This window comes from Mesobacillus foraminis, assembly GCF_004340465.1.
Lineage (GTDB): Bacteria > Bacillota > Bacilli > Bacillales > Cytobacillaceae > Mesobacillus_B > Mesobacillus_B foraminis.
On the sequence record NZ_SLVV01000003.1, the window covers coordinates 259,321 to 280,268 of the forward strand.

Annotated in this window: 13 protein-coding genes; 10 read left to right on the plus strand and 3 right to left on the minus strand. The window is 42.4% G+C overall.

Translation table 11 applies throughout. From position 1 onward, the window contains the following. The first annotated feature begins 388 nt into the window (after positions 1 to 388). The gene (locus tag EV146_RS05805) at positions 389 to 2,344 is read left to right on the plus strand and encodes an N-acetylmuramoyl-L-alanine amidase family protein (protein ID WP_132003226.1); all 1,956 of its coding nucleotides are present in this window, start codon (positions 389 to 391) and stop codon (positions 2,342 to 2,344) included. Between the two features lie 119 nt (positions 2,345 to 2,463). On the opposite strand, the gene EV146_RS05810 is transcribed toward EV146_RS05805, so the two are convergent. Further along, on the minus strand, positions 2,464 to 4,758 hold the full coding sequence (locus EV146_RS05810) for an SH3 domain-containing protein (RefSeq protein ID WP_132003229.1): 2,295 nt from the start codon (positions 4,756 to 4,758) through the stop codon (positions 2,464 to 2,466). Between the two features lie 233 nt (positions 4,759 to 4,991). Further along, positions 4,992 to 5,903: an LCP family glycopolymer transferase gene (locus tag EV146_RS05815; protein WP_132003232.1), complete on the minus strand. Its 912-nt coding sequence runs from the start codon at positions 5,901 to 5,903 to the stop codon at positions 4,992 to 4,994. A 511-nt stretch (positions 5,904 to 6,414) separates the two neighbouring features. Here EV146_RS05815 and EV146_RS05820 point away from each other — a divergent pair. Both EV146_RS05820 and EV146_RS05825 read left to right on the plus strand, forming a co-directional pair. Continuing rightward, a complete protein-coding gene (locus EV146_RS05820; protein WP_132003235.1) occupies positions 6,415 to 8,217 on the plus strand; it encodes a CDP-glycerol glycerophosphotransferase family protein in 1,803 nt (600 codons plus the stop codon). 121 nt (positions 8,218 to 8,338) lie between these two features. Beyond that, complete coding sequence (locus EV146_RS05825; RefSeq protein ID WP_158287020.1) at positions 8,339 to 10,315, plus strand: DUF6270 domain-containing protein; 1,977 nt, start codon at positions 8,339 to 8,341, stop codon at positions 10,313 to 10,315. 94 nt (positions 10,316 to 10,409) lie between these two features. Here the strand turns inward: EV146_RS05825 and EV146_RS05830 are convergent, their stop codons facing one another. Next, positions 10,410 to 10,661, minus strand: coding sequence for a hypothetical protein (locus EV146_RS05830; RefSeq protein ID WP_132003241.1), 252 nt, complete (start codon positions 10,659 to 10,661; stop codon positions 10,410 to 10,412). Between the two features lie 244 nt (positions 10,662 to 10,905). Between EV146_RS05830 and EV146_RS05835 the strand changes: the two genes are divergently transcribed. The 7 genes from EV146_RS05835 (at position 10,906) to EV146_RS05865 (ending at position 20,948) form a co-directional block, all read left to right on the plus strand. Further along, positions 10,906 to 13,095, plus strand: coding sequence for a SpoIID/LytB domain-containing protein (locus tag EV146_RS05835; RefSeq protein ID WP_132003244.1), 2,190 nt, complete (start codon positions 10,906 to 10,908; stop codon positions 13,093 to 13,095). A 212-nt stretch (positions 13,096 to 13,307) separates the two neighbouring features. Next, positions 13,308 to 14,798, plus strand: coding sequence for an N-acetylmuramoyl-L-alanine amidase (locus EV146_RS05840; protein WP_132003247.1), 1,491 nt, complete (start codon positions 13,308 to 13,310; stop codon positions 14,796 to 14,798). 240 nt (positions 14,799 to 15,038) lie between these two features. Then, positions 15,039 to 15,752: an IspD/TarI family cytidylyltransferase gene (locus EV146_RS05845; protein WP_132003250.1), complete on the plus strand. Its 714-nt coding sequence runs from the start codon at positions 15,039 to 15,041 to the stop codon at positions 15,750 to 15,752. Beyond that, the gene (locus EV146_RS05850) at positions 15,749 to 16,774 is read left to right on the plus strand and encodes a ribitol-5-phosphate dehydrogenase (protein ID WP_132003253.1); all 1,026 of its coding nucleotides are present in this window, start codon (positions 15,749 to 15,751) and stop codon (positions 16,772 to 16,774) included. Before EV146_RS05845 ends, EV146_RS05850 begins: the two co-directional genes overlap by 4 nt. Positions 16,775 to 16,814: 40 nt before the next feature. After that, positions 16,815 to 17,990, plus strand: a complete 1,176-nt coding sequence (locus EV146_RS05855; RefSeq protein WP_132003256.1) for a CDP-glycerol glycerophosphotransferase family protein — start codon at positions 16,815 to 16,817, stop codon at positions 17,988 to 17,990. Between the two features lie 87 nt (positions 17,991 to 18,077). Next, positions 18,078 to 19,979, plus strand: a complete 1,902-nt coding sequence (locus tag EV146_RS27810; RefSeq protein WP_132003259.1) for a CDP-glycerol glycerophosphotransferase family protein — start codon at positions 18,078 to 18,080, stop codon at positions 19,977 to 19,979. Positions 19,980 to 20,024: 45 nt separating this feature from the next. Further along, positions 20,025 to 20,948 (plus strand): NAD-dependent epimerase/dehydratase family protein, encoded by a 924-nt coding sequence (locus EV146_RS05865; protein WP_132003262.1) that lies wholly within the window; start codon positions 20,025 to 20,027, stop codon positions 20,946 to 20,948.

Here is a 20,948-nt window from a genome sequence, read left to right on the forward strand (position 1 = left end):
GGATTTGTAATAATTAGGAAATTCTTCTAGCTGTGTTATTTAAATACCGCGGTTTCACTAGATTTAAACAATAAAAGTTTCTACAAACTTTTTAAGGAGATGCAAAATATGCTGACGTTTGTCAAGGTTCCGCCATAGTCAGTCATGAAATGACCATATAGACCTTTTTTTCTATTAAAATCGTTAAATTATTAAAAAAACCTTGTAGGAAATTTAGCTCGTTTAGATTGGATCTATATTTACAACTAAAAAGAATATAGTAATCCAAAAATTTGAATGGGTACTTCCATTTAATTGGGTATTTCTGCCCTCTTTCTTCTCCTATTTTCGGGTTATAGTGGATAGGCTTTTCAAGATTAGACAAAATTAGACAAAAGGTGGGAAATGAGTGAAAGCTGCTTCTTTAGTGAAGGCACTGGTTCTATGTTTTTTGGTCCTTTTTTCGCTAATACATCCATTTAGCGGAAATATTGCGGAGGCTGCCTATACTTATCAAGGTAAGGTGAATGCGAATGTTCTTAATGTACGGTCCAAGCCGGGGACAACTTCTTCCATTGTGGGAAAGTTAAAGAAAAGCCAGGTTGTCACGGTTACAGGGCAACAAAGCGGGTGGTCAAAGATTATCTTTGGAAAGAAAACTGGCTGGGTATCGGCCAAGTTTCTCACTAGTGTGACTTGGAAAGGATATGTAAATGCAACAAGCTTATATTTACGAAGTACTCCAACCAGCAAAGGAAAAATTCTGGAAACTCTTAAATCAGGAACAACTGTCACCGTTCAAGGAAAGGATGGCAGCTGGCTTAAAATAACAGTACCATCAAGCAAGAGGACAGGCTGGGTTTCGGCTTCTTATATTTCTACAAAAAAGCCGCCAACTGTTGCAGCAGCACCTAAAAGCCTGGGCACCTATTATGTAACGGCAACTTCCTTGAATGTTCGCAAAACAGCATCAGGAACTGCAGGTGTTGTCGGGACGCTGAAAAAAGGGACCGCGGTTAAAGTCTATAAGAAAATCGGGAACTGGTCCCAAATTGAAGCTTCAAACGTAAAGGGTTGGGTATCGTCTTCCTATCTATCCACCAAAAAGCCGGCAACTGTAGCAGCAGTACCTAAAAGCCTCGGTACTTATTATGTAACGGCAACTTCCTTGAATGTTCGTAAAACAGCATCAGGAACTGCTGGTGTTGTCGGGACGCTGAAAAAAGGGACCGCGGTTAAAGTCTATAAAAAAAGCGGAAACTGGTTTCAAATAGAGGCGTCAAATGTAAAGGGGTGGGTATTGTCTTCCTATCTATCCATCAAAAAGCCGGCAACTGTAGCAGCAGTACCTAAAAGCCTGGGCACCTATTATGTAATGGCAACTTCCTTGAATGTTCGCAAAACAGCATCCGGAACTGCAGGTGTTGTCGGCACGCTGAAAAAAGGGACTGCGGTTACAGTCTATAAAAAAAGCGGGAGCTGGTCCCAAATCGAAGCCTCAAACCTGCAGGGCTGGGTTTCATCAGCCTACCTGAGTTCTAAGAAACCAGTTACTGCACCAGGAGCATCTGTATCAAATGCACCAAAGGTTGTGTTAAAAGAAAACAGTAACCTTCGAAAAGGCCCCGGAACCAGCTATCCTGTCATCATAGTTGAGAAGGCAGGGGCAGTCCTTAGTAAAATTGGGGAAAAAAACGGCTGGGTTCAAGTGAAGAACGCGAAAGGTACAACAGGCTGGGTTGCTGGCTGGCTCATTCAAGCTTCTGGCTCTAGCTCAAGTCCCAATCCCAGTCCCAGTCCTGTTCCTAGCCCTGTTGGCAATTCTCCATTAGAAGGAAAGATCATTGTACTGGATCCAGGGCATGGCGGATTTGATAGTGGTGCCGTTGGAAGGCTTTACCGTGAAAAAGTACTGAACCTTAATTCTGCATTTGAGGCAGGATCGCTATTACAGAATGCCGGCGCTAAGGTCGTCTACACACGAAATAAAGATGTCTACCTGTCTCTTGGCCAAAGGGTCACCATCAGCCACCAGGCAAAAGCTGATGCTTTCGTCTCCTTTCATTATAATGCTTGTACAGGGACCTGTTCTGGCATCGATACATTTTATTACAGCTATGCTCAGGAAGGGGAACTGGCCCGTTACATTCAGAATAACCTGGTTGTCCAGACCGGCCTGAAAAACAGGGGGGCACATTTCGGCGATTACCATGTCATTCGAGAAAATAATCGTCCGGGAGTCCTGGTGGAGCTAGGGTTTATATCAAATCCGATTGAAGAAAAAATCGTTGGCACTTCTGCTTATCAAAAGAAGGCAGCCAGGGGAATCTATGATGGATTGATTCAATACTTTTCAAGCAAGTAGAACTAATTTTCATCTATTCTAGGATAGGAAAGCGGCTGCCGTTAATGGCAGCCGCTTTTTTTGCACAGAAAAACACTGTCCATGAAACGGCCGGACCGTATAGGGACAGTGTCATCACATTACTTCAGCTCCCGGGCGACAAATTGCGAACTCACCCAGCCTTCCTTTCCATTGGACAATTTGATTAGATACCACTTTTTGCTTTTGTCCATTTTCGGTTTACCTAGTTTGTCCAGCTTCAGTTGGATATATTGGTTCAGTCTGAGCGGACCGCCTGCTTTACTTGCGGTCAGCAAAGGCAGTGTCCGGACGTTTAATCCTGATGTCGTCACTCTGCCCAGGTTTTTGACAGTCAAAAATTCCTTATATCGGTCAAAGCTGATGATCGAAACATCATTTCCTCTTTTCACACCGGCATAATAGGTCTTCGAACCGACTTTCACTCTGAGCCAGAAATCATTTCCTTTTTCAAGAAGGGTAAAAGCATCCCCTTTTGGCAAGGTTTTCGCCACTGTTCCTCCTTTTTTTAGGGTAAGAGCAAGAGTTTGGCTGGCCGTCGCCTGGATGCCTGCAGGGAACACGTCCTTCCCATCCGGCCTGGCAGGTGCGCTGAAAACAGTTGTATTAGGCTTTGCATTGCTGTAATAAGCCTTGCTGTAGGGAAGGATCCTTTGCATGTGCGCAGCAATCCCTTTTCCCCAGTTGGGGTCACTCGCATAATAGAAATTCATGCCTGTACTGTATGAATCAATCCTGGTGCCTGTCGTGGTCTTTGTACTGAATCCCAGGTAGGATCCCTTATACTTCCAGCTGCCAGGATTAAGATAGGTTGCCTTCATTTCGCGGGCGATATACTCAATCGATTGCTGAACGGAAGCGAAGCGGTAGGCCCCGATATAGGGGGTGGCATCATAGGCGCCAAAGCCAAACAGATTGTATTTGCCTAAAGAGATCAGGGAAGTGCCATACCCGCTTTCATGGATGGCATGAGCAGCCAAATAAAGAGCGTTCACCCCATATTTGTTTCCAGCCTGGATGAAAGTCTGGCCGCTCCCTGTCAGTATACTGGATTTCCCTGTCTGTTTAACATAGCTTGAGATATAAGCATTGATCTGGGCCGCCGTAACAGGGGCTTTTGTCCTGAGATCGATATATTGATAGTTATCACGGTTTGCAGGGCTTCCTGTAATCACTTCCTGAATGGCACCCGCAGAGACATACCCGGTTTTCCCGCTGTATTTTATCTTATACCAGCCATTTGATGTTTTATGGGTCGGTACAATCAGTTTTGATTTCGGGATAAAAGCCAGTGTTGCTGAAGTGCTTTCGGGCGTCCTCCTGATCCTTGCATCTTCTTTGGTCAGGTACTTTTTTCCGGCGCTTGCTGTTTCTGTAAATACGAAAGGCTTTTTTTCCGCGGGAGAGCTTGATTTTGTAAAATTGCTTATGTATACATAGCCTGTTTTTCCGCCGTAGCTGGTTTTATACCAATTCTCGATGCTGGACGAAACGGAAATGATTTTCCCCTTTGGAATCATTATTAATTTTGTATAGCCTTCTCCGTAGGACTGGTATAAATAGGTGTTTTTCGCAGCTTTATAGTTTGTCTTTTTAATAGATTTTGGAGTGTGTTTTACCACATCCGCCGCTTTTACATATAGTGATTTCCCCTTATATGATACCTGGTACCAGGTCTGGCCAAGGCTGTTTATTGCCTTTTGCGTGGAGTAGAAGCCATTATGGGAGCCAAGGGTATAGGCCGCCTTCTTTTTCGTATCCGGCGCGGAGTAAAGACCGGCCGTTTTTTTTGTAAAATAATAGGTTCCGGCTGTTTTGGAATATTGGGTGTATTCCTTCAGGTATCTTCCATCAACCCAGCCAGTCGCTGTATATTTCCTGCCGCTTTTACTGTATGTATAGGATGCTTTGTACCAATTGCCTTTTTTGGACGTCGATGTAAGGGTCCGTCCTTTTGGAATGGTTAAAATAGCCTTGTCCTTTGCAGAACTTCCTGTGCGAAGTCTCAGGTTATCCTTCACTTGGTAGATTGTTTTGGCAAAATGTACGGTGTTGCTCGGCGCTGAACTGACCTTCTTAAGGTATTGTCCGCTTAACCAGCCGGTTTTTGTGATGTTTTTCCCCTTCGACTTGTAGGTATAGGACGACTTGTACCAATTCCCGTTCCTGGCAATGGCGGTTATGTTCTTGCCCTTTGGGACAGTTATGATGGTTTTGTATTTTGTACTCGGGCCAGTGCGCATATTCAGGTTCTGGCTTGTCGTGAAAATGGTCTTGCTGATGGAGGTGCTGGCTGCCTGGGCTGTGAGGAATCCTCCAGCTCCATATGGGGCCAATACCCCTGTCAGTAAAATAATGATGAGAACTGCATACCTTATCTGTTTGATTGCTTTCATTGTTCCTCCGTAAATCCCTTCATTCCTGCTGCTGTTTAATCTTGTGCCTCCTTTGCTGAATATTGATCCTTAAAAGCAGGAGTTTTATCCTATGTAGGGTTTATCGGTTAAAAAAAGGATTTGTAAATATATCCAAATAAATATTGTGATTTTTTTGAGGCCAGAGGGAAAACGATACAAAAAAGGCGGCTCCCTTCTGGGAGCCGCCTTGCACTTTTATAAAATGGTAATCACTAAATACCCAAATGAGTCTTCAATTCATTCTGTACACGCTGTTGTTCTTCGGAAGACACAACTCCGTAATAAATTCCGCCGATTGTTGTCCCGGCACTTTCAATTCTCATTTGTTCGATATTTCCTGCAGCACTCTTATAGTTGCTTTGGATATCGACCATATCCTCAAAGGATATGTTGGTTTTTACATTGTTGCCGAGGGCAGCGAAGATATCATCAAACTTCGTAAGGGATCCGACGCTGGCCCCTTTTTTGATGATGCCCTGGATAATTTGGCGCTGGCGTTTCTGGCGGCCGAAATCTCCCTCTGGGTCCTGCTTTCTCATCCTTACATAGGCAAGGGCTTCTCGGCCGTTCAGCTCAATATTTCCTTTGGCGAAGTGGAAGCTGCCTTCCGTAAACTCAAGGTCGTTATTCACGGTGATGCCTCCGACCGCGTCAACAATTTCCTGGAAGCCTTCCATATTCATTTTTAAATAATAATCAATTGGAATGTCCAAAAAGTTTTCTACGGTGTCCATAGACATTTCAACACCGCCAAAAGCATAGGCATGGTTGATTTTGTCCTCTGTTCCGCGTCCGACAATTTCGGTACGGGTATCACGCGGGATGCTCAGCATTTTAATTGAGTTTTTCTCGGGATTCACCGTTAACGCAATGATCGTATCCGAACGGCCGCGGTCGCCCTCACGTTCGTCAACTCCAAGCATTAAAACCGTGAATGGTTCCCTGTTATCAAACTTGATTGGGCGGGTTTCACGCTCAATCGGTTCCTGCATTGTTTCAACAGCACTGGTCAAAGATTTATATACAGTAAAAAGATAAGCTCCCAGGGATACAGCCAACAATAACACAATAATTCCGGTAATACGGAGCCACTTATTCTTTTGCTTTGTTCGGTCAGCTCTCATCTAGCTCCCCCTCCATAGATTGACAAAATTTTGCATTCGAATAATAGAATAGCAGAAAATTAATGTTTTGGATATAGAAAATATAGTCAGCAAGTCCCTATTTTATAATTTTTGCATATTTTTTAATATATGCGCATTAACTTACTAATAGTATGGATGGATACAAAATCGTCATATCATCCACAAAATTTGTCTAAATGCCGTCTCTTATTATATAGGTATATAGGTATAATAACCAATGACGACAAGATAGGACAAATTTAACTCATTTATTACAGATAATGACAACATACAGCCATTGTATTACAATAGGGGTATATTTAGGCAATGTTGGGATATTATTCTGGTTCTAATGGGGGAGTGAAATGGAAGCGATTATGGACAGTGCGGGAAGAAAACGGGCAAAGCCAAAAATTTGGAGATTGCTATATTAAAATAAAAATAGGTAGCTCTGCTTAGAATGAAAAATAAAGGAACAGGATAGAGATCAATACTTAAGGGGAAGACGACCATGAAGGCTAACGAGATGGAAAGCAGTACAGCTGCGGAATTTGATGCGGATGAGACCTATGAAACGGTCATGCACGAAGATGTTGAGAATCTGCTTATTGATTATTACGAGGTTGAGCATAAGGTAACCGATATGAAATGGAAAGGAGCCATACTGGATATAGAGGGTTATTGCTATATCAAAGGGATTCCGCTCGAAAGGTATCTTAATGTTAAAAAGTGGTTTGTTTTAATGAATGATAAAGACAAGACGAAGAAATTCGTCCTGGAGGATATTCCAATCTACAACCTGAGTACAGACGACTATATACAGGATGAGTACATGTGGGCAGGTTTTAAAAGCACCATAAATTTTTCGGCGGTTGTCGCCAATCATACAAAGCCGCTGCCGCCAGGGACCTATCGAACATTTCTCGAAATAGAAGCGACTCTGGGCAACAAAAAGAAAATTATTAGGAAAATTCCGCTTGGGGACATCCGTCGTTACTTGCAGGATGACTTTTACAGCTCGAAAATGGAGTATTACTCTGCCAAGTCCCAGTCCGTGCATAATTTGATGGTGACATATGATAAAAACTCAAAAAGTATGCTGCTTAAATCCACCAAGCTAAAAGATTTTAATCCAAGCGCTCTTTACGGCGACATAAAAAATAAAACAGAAAAACCTGGAGCTATCTACCGGTTCATGAGAACAAAAATGTTCATGATCCTTTATTATCTTTTCCACCTATTTCCGGTCAGGGAAAATCGAATTTTATTTGCTTCGGACAGCAGGGATGAAATAGGCGGAAACTTGAAGTATGTCTATGAAGAAATGGAGAGACAGCAGCTCCCATATGATTATAAGTTCATGTTTAAGGAAAACAGCTTCGTGAAGAAGTCTTTTTTCGAGATTATCAGGCTGGCTTATTATGCCGCGACCTCAAAGGCAACTCTTCTGGAAGAGAATTACCCAATGGTCTCGCCTTTAAAAATTAGGAAAAACACGGATTTAATCCAGCTGTGGCATGGGGCAGGAGCGTTTAAAAAGTTTGGATACAGCCGGCTTGGCCAGCCAGGGGGCCCGAAAATCAACTCCAAAGACCACCGGAATTATACAAAAGCGGTCGTTAGCTCCAAAAATGTTGTCCCTCAATATGCGGAAGGCTTCGATATTCTTGAAGAAAGTATTCTTCCTCTGGGTATCCCCCGCACGGACATTTTTTTCGATGAAGCTTATAAAAATGAGAAAAGAAAAGAGCTGTACGATCAATACCCATTTTTAAAGGGGAAAAAAGTGATTCTGTTTGCCCCGACATTTAGAGGCAGAGGAAGGAAAGAAGCTCATTATCCGATTGAAAACCTGGATTTTGAAAAACTGTACGAAACGTTCAAGGATGAATACGTATTTTTGTTCAAGCTCCATTTTATTGTATTGAACAAAGTGATCATCCCTCATAAATATGCGGGTTTCTTCTATGATTTTACCGATTACCGTGAAGTAAATGATTTATTATTGATCACTGACCTTTTGATCACCGATTATTCATCGATCTGTTTTGAATACTCTTTGCTGGATAAACCGATGCTGTTTTTTGCCTACGATGTCGAAGAATACATTAGCAAACGCGGATTTTACTATGAATATCAGAGCTTCATTCCTGGCCATCTTGTAAAGGATTCCAATCAGCTTATCGAAAAAATCCAAAACAAGGATTTTGCCCAGCAAAAAGTAAAGCCGTTCAGAGATTACTTTTTCGACTATCAGGATGGAAAAGCGAGTGAACGGGTCGTCAATCAGCTGCTCAAAAAGCTGGCAGATTGACAACTATTTATAAAGCAGGCAGGCTGCAAAGCAATTATTAGCGGCCTGCTATTATCATGCCTTTCGATTGGCCTTAACTAACATCAGGGAAGTGATTCAGTTGTTTACCATAACAAGGCTAGTGCCACAGAATGAAAGCATCACCCTGGAATTTGACTCCGGCGGGCAGCAGAAGTACCTTCAGCTTGAATTGAGATATAAGGACATGGAACGATTTATTGGAGGACAGGCTTACTTTTATCATCAAACCATTAAAGTTATGCAACGGGAAGGACTCTTTTATGCAAATATCCCAATAAAACAGCTGCTTCAAGAAAGCGGTATCGTGCTAAAATCAGACCAGCTCATCTGGCTTGCGGTTGTGAGTGATGGGAAGGATTATCCCATCAATGGAAGCGAAGAAGTCAGCCATTTCAATATGCCCCTTTCGAACAGTCTGGAAGTGGCCTCATCGACAAATAAAAAGAATGAAATGAACTTCAAACTGTGTGTGCGCAATCCAGCTGTAACCATTAAGGTGAATCCTGGACCCGCCGGTGCGACCTTCCAGTTAAGCACTCCTGAAATCCTTGAGAAAAGGCTGTTCCTCCGGAAGCGGGTGAATAAGGATGCCGGGATTCATTCAGAATCTTACAGAATGCCTCATATGCCTGAAGGCTACAGATTTGAACAAAGTCTGCTGAATCCGGATTATTTCAAAGAGGAAGTCACAATCTTCGACTTTTGTGTGGAAAGTAAAGTGGATGGTGTTTCTATTGAGTCATTTGCAAAGGTACAAGGCGGCGATGTGTTTCGAACTCATACTTTTCATTTTCAGAATAAAAGCTACACCGGAGAACTGTATCAGACTAAAAAAGGGAATCTGGCGCTTAAAGTAACAAGGAAATATAATAAGATTAAAATCAAAAGGATAGAAGAAATCCGCCCAGATGTCTATAAAGTCATTCTGCCTTCCAAGCTGGCCGGGAAAGCGGGTCTTTATCGATATCATAAATTGAAATATGTCAGCAGCCAGGATGGCTATACAGAATTTAAAAACCTCGAACTCTTCCATAATGGGGAAGATAACAGCTACCTTTTGCTTGATTTAAAAACCCTCTTTGGTGAAATTGACACCAACTATGAACAAAGGTATCGCATATTGATTCAGACATGGGATGGAACCTTTTATAAGGCTGGACTAGAAGATAAGCTAGAGGTGTGCCATCCCCTGAATCGGAATGAGGTCTGGCTGGAAGGGGAAAAAGTCCTTAATCTTTTTGTCAGGAACAAACAGAGCAGCCATATGAAAGTTGGTGTCCTTGGCTCCTGCTACTCCCGCAGCCATTTTAACAGCGTAAGTAAATTCTATAATAATAAAGATTATAAGATGATTTTCAAAGTAGGCTACAGCCATTTCTGGCCCTCCGTGATTTCCATGGTGAGTGAGCCTGTCCCGTTCGACAAGCGCATGCTTGAGGATGCAAGCGAAAGGAAGGCTGCGGAAATTAAGAGTGAACTGAATAAGTCCATTATTCCAGATTTAAAAGAAGCGGCTGTGGACTATTTATTGATCGATTTTTATGTAGACGCCATTCACGGCGTCCGCATGTATGAAAACGGAGCCGCCATAGGAGTGAATCCATCGGTTCGCTCCACAAGTTTCTACCGGAATGAGGTCTTAAAGACAACTAGGCAGATTGATTCAAGAAGCCCTGAATTTTTCAGTATCTGGATGAAAGCATGCGATGAATTTATCGCCAGGATTCAGCAATTCCTACCGCAAGAAAGAATGGTTTTAAATACAGGCGGGCTTATCAATCGTTATTACGATAAAAATCGAGAGGTTAAAAGCTTTATTGATGAGAAGATTATCTCGCAGAAAGAGCTAATCTACTATAATAGTACCTGGGACCGGATGAATCACTATTTTTTGGCGAGAGCGCCTAGGGCCAAGGTCATTGATATGAAAAAGTACGGGTATATCGGTGATGTTCATCACCCAAGCCCCTTCGGCCCGCATCACTATGAATCCGCCTATTACCGGAGCCTTACCGGTGAGCTTGCCAGAATTGTAACGTTTGATAAAGCAAGGGAGAACACCCGATTCACCCTCTAAAAGGACAGAAAAGAAACCGGTTCAGTACCACTGAGCCGGTTCTTTGGCTAAACAAGCTTTGTTTTGAGAGGAAAATGCAGAATAGAGCAACTTACTATAAAGAGGATTTATTTTGCGACTTTTCCATTGCTTTAAGCATCCACTCGTCTGCCCTCATTTCCATCCACTTTAAATCATTATCAGCTTTTCGCAGCTTTTCCTTAAGGAATAAATTTTCCTGTCTCAATTGATTGATAAGTTCCAGTATTTTGGTCCCGGTCTCTTTTACGGGTTGATTGGGAAGTGCCGGAAGAGAATTGGCGAAGTGCTCAATGAGTTCATCAATATGGAAGTTATGATTTTTCATCGTCTTTCCCCATTCATAAGTAGATTTTAATTCAATCTATTCAGATTCTGTAGGAAACATGCATTTGTTTTGTGGACAGGCTTAAGTAGAGTGAAGAAAGTACTATTCTTTGAAAAACATTAATTACAGCATCCGACAAAATGGTACAAATTCCCTCAATTTTTACAATAATTCCCCTCAATTCGTAACAGATTTGTGATATACTCGTAAATTGTAAAAGGAAAAAAAGGGAGGAATTAGAAAATTGTATTTTAAAAGAATACTAGCGGTGATTGTTTCAGTGCTTTTATTTGTCTCCATGACCGGAATTCATACAGCAGAGGCAAGTACTGAAACCATTTCCGTAAAGTTGAGCAACTACATTGGGAAGAAAACGGAACTAAGTTTTTCGATAGTTGGCGAACATAGTATTAAGGAAGATTTAAAAAATGAAGTGACCCTCGAGGATAATAAGAAATATAAGATAAAAGCTGTAAATGGCAAACTCACTCTTTACCGGTCAGACGGCACTAAACTAAAGGAGTTTGACACATCCATCACCGTAGAAGCAAAGGTGTATTCTACCGCTAGTATTCATACAATCTATGGAAACGAAACGAGAAAATATCTTGGAGACGTAAGCTATGCAGTGGAGGATGCCAAATATGTGCGTCCAACCAACAGGAATATCCCTTTCGAGGATTATCTAAAAAGCGTGGTCCCTCACGAGATGCCTGCATCCTGGGATCTGGAAGCCCTAAAGGCACAGGCTGTAACAGCAAGGACCTATTCCATTCATAAACAGGGAAAAACAGTAGATGATACGCAGGCCTTCCAGGTATACGGCGGCTATGACTGGCACCCGAATTCGACCAAAGCGTTAGAGGAAACAAAGGGCCAGATCCTGAAGTATAACGGATACAGTATCGGGTTGAATGCTGTCTACTCTTCCAGCAACGGCGGATATACAGAAGCAGCGTCGAACCTGTGGGGCAACGCGGTTGCCTACCTGCCTGCAAAAAGAGATACAAGTGATCCTGTCCATACTTGGACGGTCTCCTATAACAAGGACCAAATCAATACTAGAAAGCTGGATTTAGCCAAGCCGTCGAGCTGGTGGGCAACTACAGCAGAGAGCACACCATCCGTGACTAATGGAATTAAAACCTGCCTTTATAAACAGACTGGCTACGAAAATACAGAAATCAAGATTACCCGTATCGCTGATATTGCCTTTACAGATAAAAATAGCAGCGGTAGAAGCCAAAATGCCACTTTTACCGTTGAATTCTTTGTGAAGGACAAGGCGACCAATACTTTCCGAATGGAAAACGGAAAGATTAAAACCTTTTCTGTTACTGGGAAAATCACAGCCAATGCCATGAGGACTCTCCTGGGCACGAGCAATATGAAAAGTACGCTTGTCACTGGCAATGAAATCATCGAGCATCCGCGGCTGGGTGGGAATGACCGGTTTGATGTTGCGATAAATGTCTCTAAAGAAGGCTGGTCAACTGCATCAACAGTTGTTTTGGCAAACTGGGAAGCTTTTGGGGATGCACTCGCAGCTACACCTTTGGCTTATAAATACAACGCGCCTATGCTTCTAACAAAGCCTGCAAGCTTAACTCCCCGGACAAAAGAGGAAATTAAGAGGCTAAACGCTAAAAATGTCATTATTGTTGGGGGACCAATCTCTGTTTCAGAGAATATTGTAAGTGAATTAAAGAACATGGGGATTTCGGTGGAGCGTATAACAGGGAACAGCCGTATGGAAGTGGCGAATAATATCGCTGAGGAATTGGGGACTAGCAGCAAGGTTGTCATTGCAGACGGCTTTAACTTCCCGGATGCATTGTCCATTGCTCCATATGCAGCAAGGAACGGGTACCCCATCTTATTGACGAACAATAAGCATTTACTGGAATCGTCAACACAGAACCTCATTAAGAGCAGAAATGTCCAGGAAACCATTATATCTGGCGGACCATTAAGTGTATCGGACAAGGTGTATAATAGTGTTCCTGGTCCAAGACGATTTGGCGGAAACAGCCGCTATGAGGTTTCGGCGAATATAGCGAATGCTTATTTTTCAAACAGCACCAATGCTTTTCTAACCAGAGGATCGATTTTTGCTGATGCCTTGACAGGATCAGTCTTAGCAGCTAAGAAAAACGCTCCAATTCTATTGATTGAACCTGAAAAGCTTACGTGGCCAATCGAAGACTCAATTGAAGCAAACGGATTTGATCAGTTTACCATTTTAGGGGGGCCAATCTCTGTTAGCGAAAAAATTGCGTTAAGTCTGCCTAATCTTTCTGTTAAGCTTTCAGGCGCCGGATACGGCCATGGTGTTGGCATGAGTCAGTACGGTGCAAGCCAAATGGCGAAAGACGGAAAGAACTATAAAGACATTTTGAGTTTCTACTATCCAGGAACATCTCTATCAAATTAGTAAACTAAAAAGGATGACACCGATTATGGTGGAGAGGAGTCATCCTTTTTTATTCCCTTTTTGCCAGACGATTAAACCTCTATTTGAAAAAAACTTTTGTAAATTTGCCATGGGTAATAGCTGGATGAACGAAATACGGATTTTCAAATCTAAACCGTTCGTTATCAAAGCTACTAAATCTGCTTAGCAAGTCATCATGGGAGGCTTTTATAATGAAAAAAAACCTTGTTGCCTGTGCCTTTGTTCTCTTTTTATCTGCTCTCGTCTCTTTTCAGGTTTCCGCAGCTAGTACAACAAGGCTGGGTGGACAGGATCGGTTTGATGTTGCTGTTAATGTTTCGAAAAACGGGTGGTCAAGCTCAACGACAGTGGTTCTGGCTAACTGGGATGCTTATGGAGATACCTTGGCCGCAACACCTTTAGCTTACAAATATAATGCGCCTATTCTTTTGACAAAGCCAGCCTCTATAACTCCCAGGACGAAAGAGGAAATCAAGCGGCTGCGTGCCAAAAATGTCATTATTGTCGGTGGCCCGATCAGTGTTTCTGAAAACATCGTAAAAGAACTGAAAAACATGGGGATTTCGGTCAAAAGGATTTCGGGTAACAGCCGTATGGAAGTGGCAAATAATATCGCTAAGGCAATGGGTAAAAAAAGCAAAGTGGTAATAGCGGACGGCTTCAATTTTCCTGATGCATTATCCATTGCTCCATACGCAGCCAGAAACGGGTATCCTATCCTGCTTACCAACAACAAACATTTACTGGAGAATTCAACTCAAAGCCTGATAAATAGCTGGGCCATCAGTCAGACCATTATATCGGGAGGACCATTAAGTGTTTCCAATACCGTCTATAAAAATGTTCCTAATCCAAGGAGATTCGGGGGCAACAGCCGATACGAGGTATCAGCGAATATTGCAAAAGCTTATTATTCGTCTGCCTCAACAGCATTTGTTACAAAAGGTTCTATTTTCGCCGATGCTCTGACAGGAACTGTGCTTGCGGCAAAGAAGAACGCCCCAATGTTATTGATAGAGCCAAATAGCTTGCCTGCTTCGATTAAAAACACCATTATCAATATTGGTTTTGACCGATTCATGATCTTGGGCGGACCGATTTCCGTTACCGACAGCATTAAAAACAAACTGGACAACGAGATTGTCGGGGCAACGATTATGCTTGACCCTGGTCACGGTGGAACAGATCCGGGCGCTTCCGGGAACGGGCTGGTAGAAAAAGAAATCGTAATGGATATTGCCAAAAGGGTGAATTCAAAGCTTAATAGTTCCCTGGCGAAGGTCGTGATGACCAGATCTACCGACAAATACATTTCGCTGGACCAGCGGGTTAAAGAGGCTGAAAAGGCCGATGCAGATACTTTTGTGAGCATTCATGTGAACTCATTTGCTTCAAGTGCAGCTAACGGAACAGAAACCTGGTACAGCGCAAGATATGCTTCTTCAGAGAGCAAGGAGCTTGCAGAAGAAATTCAGAAAGAATTGGTCAAAGCCCTTGGAACAAACGACAGGGGAGTGAAAGAAGGCGGATTCTATGTGATTAAAAATACCACGATGCCAAGTGTGCTGGTCGAAATCGCCTTTATCAGCAATTCCTCTGATGCCAGCAAGCTTGCGAGCAATACGTACAGACAGAAAACAGCCGATGCGATTTATAAAGGGATTATGAATTTCTATAACTAACTCGACTTTCTTCATAGAACAGTAGGCTTTCCCGCCAAGGAAGCCTATTTTTTTTGAATATTATTTGTGACAACAGAGCTGGGATTGTAACCATGCCGTAACTTGATAATGAAAATGAAAACGTGTATATTGAATTATGTATTTTGCTCTCAATCTTTGACAATTTACATCATAATTTTACAAGTGTTATAAATAATAGAAGAAATGCATATTGAGGATAGCAGAAAAGGAGTGGTATTGGTGATTTACGCTGAGATACTTGCCGGAGGGAAAGGGACGAGGATGGGTAATATAAATATGCCTAAACAGTTCCTGACGCTGAACAATCGGCCAATCATTATTCATACAATTGAAAAGTTCCTCTTAAATGACCGTTTTGATAAAATCATCATCGTTTCTCCGCGCGATTGGATCAACCATACAAAGGATATCATTAAAAAACATATCGGGGGAATCGACCGCATTGTGGTTGTCGAAGGCGGAAAGGACCGCAACGAGTCCATTATGAGCGGCATTAAATATATTGAGAAGAATTTTGGGCTAAATGATGATGATGTTATCATAACCCATGATTCCGTTCGTCCATTCTTGACACATCGGATTATCGAAGAGAATATTGATGCTGCAATTGAGTACGGCGCCGTTGATACTGTAATAGAAGCGATTGATACAATCATTCAGTCGGAGGACGGCGACGTCATCTCCGATATTCCTGTCCGTGATACCATGTTCCAGGGCCAGACGCCTCAAAGTTTCAATATAAAGAAATTGGTGAACTACTACAATTCCTTAACGGATGACCAAAAAGTCGTTTTGACAGATGCGGCAAAGATTTGTGCACTTCATGGCGACAAGGTCAAATTAGTTAAAGGCGAAGTATTCAATATCAAAGTAACAACTCCATACGATTTGAAAGTAGCTAATGCTATCATACAGGAGCGGATCTCAAGATGATCAATCAAGTATATCGGTTAGTTTCTCCCCGGCAATTTGAAGTAACATATAAGGACCGTTCTCTTCAATCCGATTATATTGTTGTACGTCCAACGCATCTCTCAATCTGTGCGGCTGACCAGCGCTATTATACCGGAACGCGCGGAAAAGAGGCGATGGCTAAGAAGCTTCCCATGGCGTTGATTCATGAAGGGATTGGAAAGGTCGTTTATGATCCCAAGGGCGAAGTTAAGGTTGGAACACGTGTTGTCATGGTTCCGAATACACCCACTGAAACGGATGAGATTATTGCCGAAAACTATTTAAGGACCAGTAAATTCCGTTCCAGCGGATATGATGGTTTTATGCAGGATTATGTCTTTTTGAACCGCGACCGGATTGTAGAGCTGCCGGAAGAACTAAATCCATCCGTATTGGCTTTTACGGAGCTTATCACCATTGCCATGCATTCCATTGTCCGTTTTGAGGACAGGGCCCACAGACGTCGCAGAGTTTTCGGTGTTTGGGGGGACGGCAATCTTGGCTACATCACTACCCTGATATTGAAGAGACGGTATAAGGACAGCAAGGTGATCATCTTCGGTAAAAACCAGTACAAGCTTGATCATTTTTCTTTTGTTGATGAAGCTTATACGATTGACGAAATTCCGGATGACCTTTTGATCGACCATGCATTTGAAGCGGTAGGAGGAAAAGGGAGCCAGTATGCAATTGACCAGATGATTGACCACCTGCATCCTGAAGGCTCCATTTCTCTCATGGGTGTCTCTGAATATCCAGTTGAAGTGAACACAAGAATGATTCTGGAAAAAGGAATTACCTTAATCGGCAGCAGCCGCAGCGGCCGTTCCGATTTTGTCAACACTGTGGAGTTTATGAAAGAGCATCCTGATTTTGTTGAATATATGGGGCTTCTTGTAGGCGAGATGCAGGAAGTAAGGACAATCCAGGACATCGTTGAAGCATTTGAAAAGGATCTAACCTCATCATGGGGCAAGACTGTGATGGAGTGGAAAATATAATCCAGGCAAGGACGGGCATGGGAAAGGCAGGATTCTACCGGTGAATGTAAAATTAATTCCTACATTAATGGTGAAGTATTTAATCCGAACAGTCTTTTTCATGTCTTGTCTTTTATTTCCTGTCAATCAAAAAAAGGTGACCTTTGCTTCCTACCGGTCCGGAAAGCTTGAAGGGAACCTGCTGTATATCCATGAAGAATTCCGCCGCAGGGATGAGGGCCACCAGTATCATTTTCTTTTTAAGAAATATCAAGGTTCTCTGATGGGGAAATTGAATTATGTGATGCACATGCTTCAGGCAAGCCATGCTGTCGCAACGTCCCGGTATTTTATCATTGATGATTTTTATTTTCCTGTTTATGCGATAAAGCCCCGGAAAGGCACTGATATTGTCCAGCTCTGGCATGCTGCTGGAGCGTTTAAAAAGTTTGGATACAGCACCATTGGGAAATCCTTTGGTCCGAGCAGAGAGTACTTAAAACATATTAAGGTCCACTCGAACTATACAAGGGTGTATGTTAGCTCCGGGAATATTATCCCGCATTATGCAGAGGCTTTTGATATGCCGGAGGAGAACATCTACCCACTTGGGCTGCCCCGGACTGATTTCTTTTTTAAAGAGGAAGCAAAAGAATCGATTCGCAGGGAATTCAATATAAAATTTCCTGAATTTAAAAATAAAAAATTAGTCCTCTATGCCCCTACTTTTAGAGGAAGCAGCCATTCTCAGGGGAAATTCACATCTCCAATCGACATCCCGCTGCTAAAAAAGATGGCTGGCGAAGAGTTTGCTCTCCTCATCCATCTTCACCCTTATATGAGGTCAGGGCTGAAGATAGACAATGAAGACCGTGAGTTTGCTTGTCATATAGAAGGGCAATTTACGATTGAAGAATTGCTTACAGTAACAGATGTACTGATAACTGATTATTCATCCATTATTTTTGATTACAGTTTATTAGGCAGGCCCATCGTATTTTTTGCCGCTGATTTGGAAGATTATATTAAAGAACGGGATTTTTATTTTGATTATAAAAGCTTTATACCTGGTCCTTTGATGACGGAAACTCATTCACTGGCAAGATGGCTAGTAAAGGGGAATTATGATATGAAGAAAGTCTCGGATTTTAGAAATTTCTTTTTTGACTACCAAGATGGCAGGGCAAGTGAAAGAATCGTCACCCATTTACTAAATAAAGAGCCTAAACAACATTGATAAACAGCTTCAGGGGATTAAGATAATCCCCTATTTGTGATTAACTGCCACCTTAAAATAGATATCTTTGGAGATAGGAGTAAAGTAATGGTTTCTCGACTGAAAAGGAAAATTAAAAAAGTTTTAATAAAAACACCACCCCCGGCAGCGATAGCCAATAATTATGGAAGTGAGCTAGGGGCAGATCGCCCGATCGTCATTGATGATCATCGTATCATTATTAATAAGGAAAACTTGGGGGAGTCCTTGCCTGTCATTAATGAACTGGCAGGCCAGGATGAGAACTTAATTCCTAAGCGAAGGGTCACGATGCTCGACTGGAACGGCCCGATCATGAAAATAAAGGGATATTACTATTTGGAAGATATCCCGATGCGGGATGAGGATCTCGTAAAGAAAAGACTTGTTCTTATCGATAAAGCAGGCAAAAAATTAATCATTACCTTGCAGGATATTCCTGTTTCAGACCTGAACCTAAAAGAGGAAGTCGATTCATTTTACCAATGGTCCGGGTTTGAAGGCACCATAAATTTTGCCACAATCGATACAAATAATCGACCTCTTCCGGATTCTGAATACAAAGTCTATATTGAAGCGGAAGTACAGGTGCCAGGTGATAAAAGATACAAAAAAATCTTCACACTGGGAAATATTACGCCTTTCTTGAATAAAGGCTTCCATACTGCAAAAATGGAGTACTTCACTGCGAAAAGGGAAATGAAGTTCAACCTGCTTGCAACCTATGACCAGCCTGTAAAAACCCTGAAAATCGTTTCTTCAAAATTAAAGGATTTTGACCCGAGAGAGATGGCTCTTGACGCTGATGACCATAGGAGAGGCCTGTTTTACCGTTTCTTTAATTCAACCGGCTTCAGGCTTTTATACAAAATGTACTGCCTGCTGCCAATAAAGGAAAATAAAATCCTGTTTGCTTCAGACAGCAGAACCGAGATGAACGGGAACTTCCAGTTTGTCTACGAAGAAATGCTCAATCGTGAACTGGATCTTGATTATCACTTTATGCTGAAAAGCGGTGTGGGAGAAAAGAAGACTTTAAAAGAAATCAGGGAACTTGCCTATCACCTGGCTACATCCAAGTTTATCGTCCTTGATGATTTCTATCCGATGGTCTACCCATTGAAAATCCGTCAAAATGCGGAGCTGATTCAGCTGTGGCATGCGGTAGGTGCGTTTAAAACCTTTGGCTTCAGCCGTATAGGGCGGCCAGGAGGCCCGTCGCCGACGTCCAAGAACCATCGGAATTATACAAAGGCGATTGTCAGCTCCAAACATGTTGCAAAATATTACGCTGAAGGCTTTGGAATTGATGAAGAAAAAGTAGTGCCGACGGGCATTCCCCGGACTGATATTTTCTTCGATGAAGATTATAAGAGAGAAGTTCAGGAGCGTCTTTATCAAGAATTTCCATTTCTTCGCGGGAAGAAGGTTATAACTTTTGCTCCAACGTTCCGCGGCAATGGGCAGCAATCGGCCCATTATCCAATGGAAGTACTCGATTTGGATAAGCTTTACAGCGAACTGAAGGATGAGTATGTATTCTTATTCAAAATCCATCCTTTTGTAAAGAATGACTTCAATATTCCATATCAATACAAGGATTTCTTCTATGATTTCTCATCTTATCGGGAAATAAACGATTTGCTGTTTGTCACAGATATCCTGATTACCGACTATTCCTCTGTGTGCTTTGAATATGCACTTCTGAACAAACCAATGATATTTTTTGCCTATGATGTTGAGGAATATGTACAAAAGCGTGATTTTTACTATGAATATACATCCTTTATTCCTGGACCGCTCGCTCGTTCTACCGATGATATTATCGAAACTATCGACCGCGGGGCGTTTGAGATGGAAAAGATTCAGCCGTTTATTGAGTACTTCTTTGATCATCATGATGGAAAATCAAGCAAGCGGGTAGTAGATCGGCTGATTTTAGGCCAAACGGAAGAAAATGAAGATCATTAATGCTAAAGAATCCTCCAAAGAGCAATGGAAAGGGAGGGTTGCTGCATGCCGCAAAAGGTTTTGGTGACAGGAGGCTGCGGCTTTATTGGGTCACATATTGCAGATAAGCTTGTCAGCAATGGCTATGAGGTCGTTGTTGTGGATAATTTAGCGACAGGAAGAAAATCGAATCTTGCATCACCGGATATCTGTTTCTATAAATGCAGTATCCTGGATAAAGAGTTTGAAGGAATTGTCTTAAAGGAGCAGCCTGATTATATCATCCATCAGGCTGCTCAAGTCAGTGTTGCGGGTTCGATTGAAAATGTTCTTTATGACGAAGAAGTGAATATCCGCGGTTCCATCAATGTCATTGAGGCAGCGCTCAAAGCCCATACAAAGAAAATCATATACGCATCAAGTGCGGCCGTTTACGGGAAGCCCGAGTACCTCCCGATTGATACGCAGCACCCTGTTGCCCCACTATCTCCTTATGGAATTTCAAAATTCAGCGTGGAAAGATATTTAGATGTATACTCGAGCCTTTATGATTTGGATTACACGATTTTAAGGTATGCCAATGTATATGGCCCACGCCAGGATGCAACTGGAGAAGGCGGGGTCATTTCGATATTCATGGACCAAATTTGCAGGGGTGAAACACTTACCATTTATGGTGATGGCGAGCAAACGAGGGATTTTATCTATGTCGGAGATGTGGCCAGGGCCAATTTTAGAGCGCTTGAGATGGGCAGCAGGAAAATACTGAACGTCTCAACCGGCCGGGAAATAAGCCTGAACCAGGTTTACGAAATGGTCAGGGAGATATCAGGCGGTCCTATTGAAGTCCAGTATGCGAACGAACGGCCAGGAGACATACCGGCCAGTGTTTTAAGCAACGAGGCAACACAAAAAGAATTAGGATGGGAACCCAGATACACCTTAAAAGAGGGCTTGAGGGAGACGTATCATTTTTATGCTTTGAAATAG

Excerpts from the sequence above, each read along its gene's own strand:
- EV146_RS05810 (WP_132003229.1), bottom strand. The coding sequence starts at position 4,758 with ATGAAAGCAATCAAACAGATAAGGTATGCAGTTCTCATCATTATTTTA.
- EV146_RS05815 (WP_132003232.1), bottom strand. The coding sequence starts at position 5,903 with ATGAGAGCTGACCGAACAAAGCAAAAGAATAAGTGGCTCCGTATTACC.
- EV146_RS05820 (WP_132003235.1), top strand. The coding sequence starts at position 6,415 with ATGAAGGCTAACGAGATGGAAAGCAGTACAGCTGCGGAATTTGATGCG.
- EV146_RS05830 (WP_132003241.1), bottom strand. The coding sequence starts at position 10,661 with ATGAAAAATCATAACTTCCATATTGATGAACTCATTGAGCACTTCGCC.
- EV146_RS05840 (WP_132003247.1), top strand. The coding sequence starts at position 13,308 with ATGAAAAAAAACCTTGTTGCCTGTGCCTTTGTTCTCTTTTTATCTGCT.
- EV146_RS05850 (WP_132003253.1), top strand. The coding sequence starts at position 15,749 with ATGATCAATCAAGTATATCGGTTAGTTTCTCCCCGGCAATTTGAAGTA.
- EV146_RS27810 (WP_132003259.1), top strand. The coding sequence starts at position 18,078 with ATGGTTTCTCGACTGAAAAGGAAAATTAAAAAAGTTTTAATAAAAACA.
- EV146_RS05865 (WP_132003262.1), top strand. The coding sequence starts at position 20,025 with ATGCCGCAAAAGGTTTTGGTGACAGGAGGCTGCGGCTTTATTGGGTCA.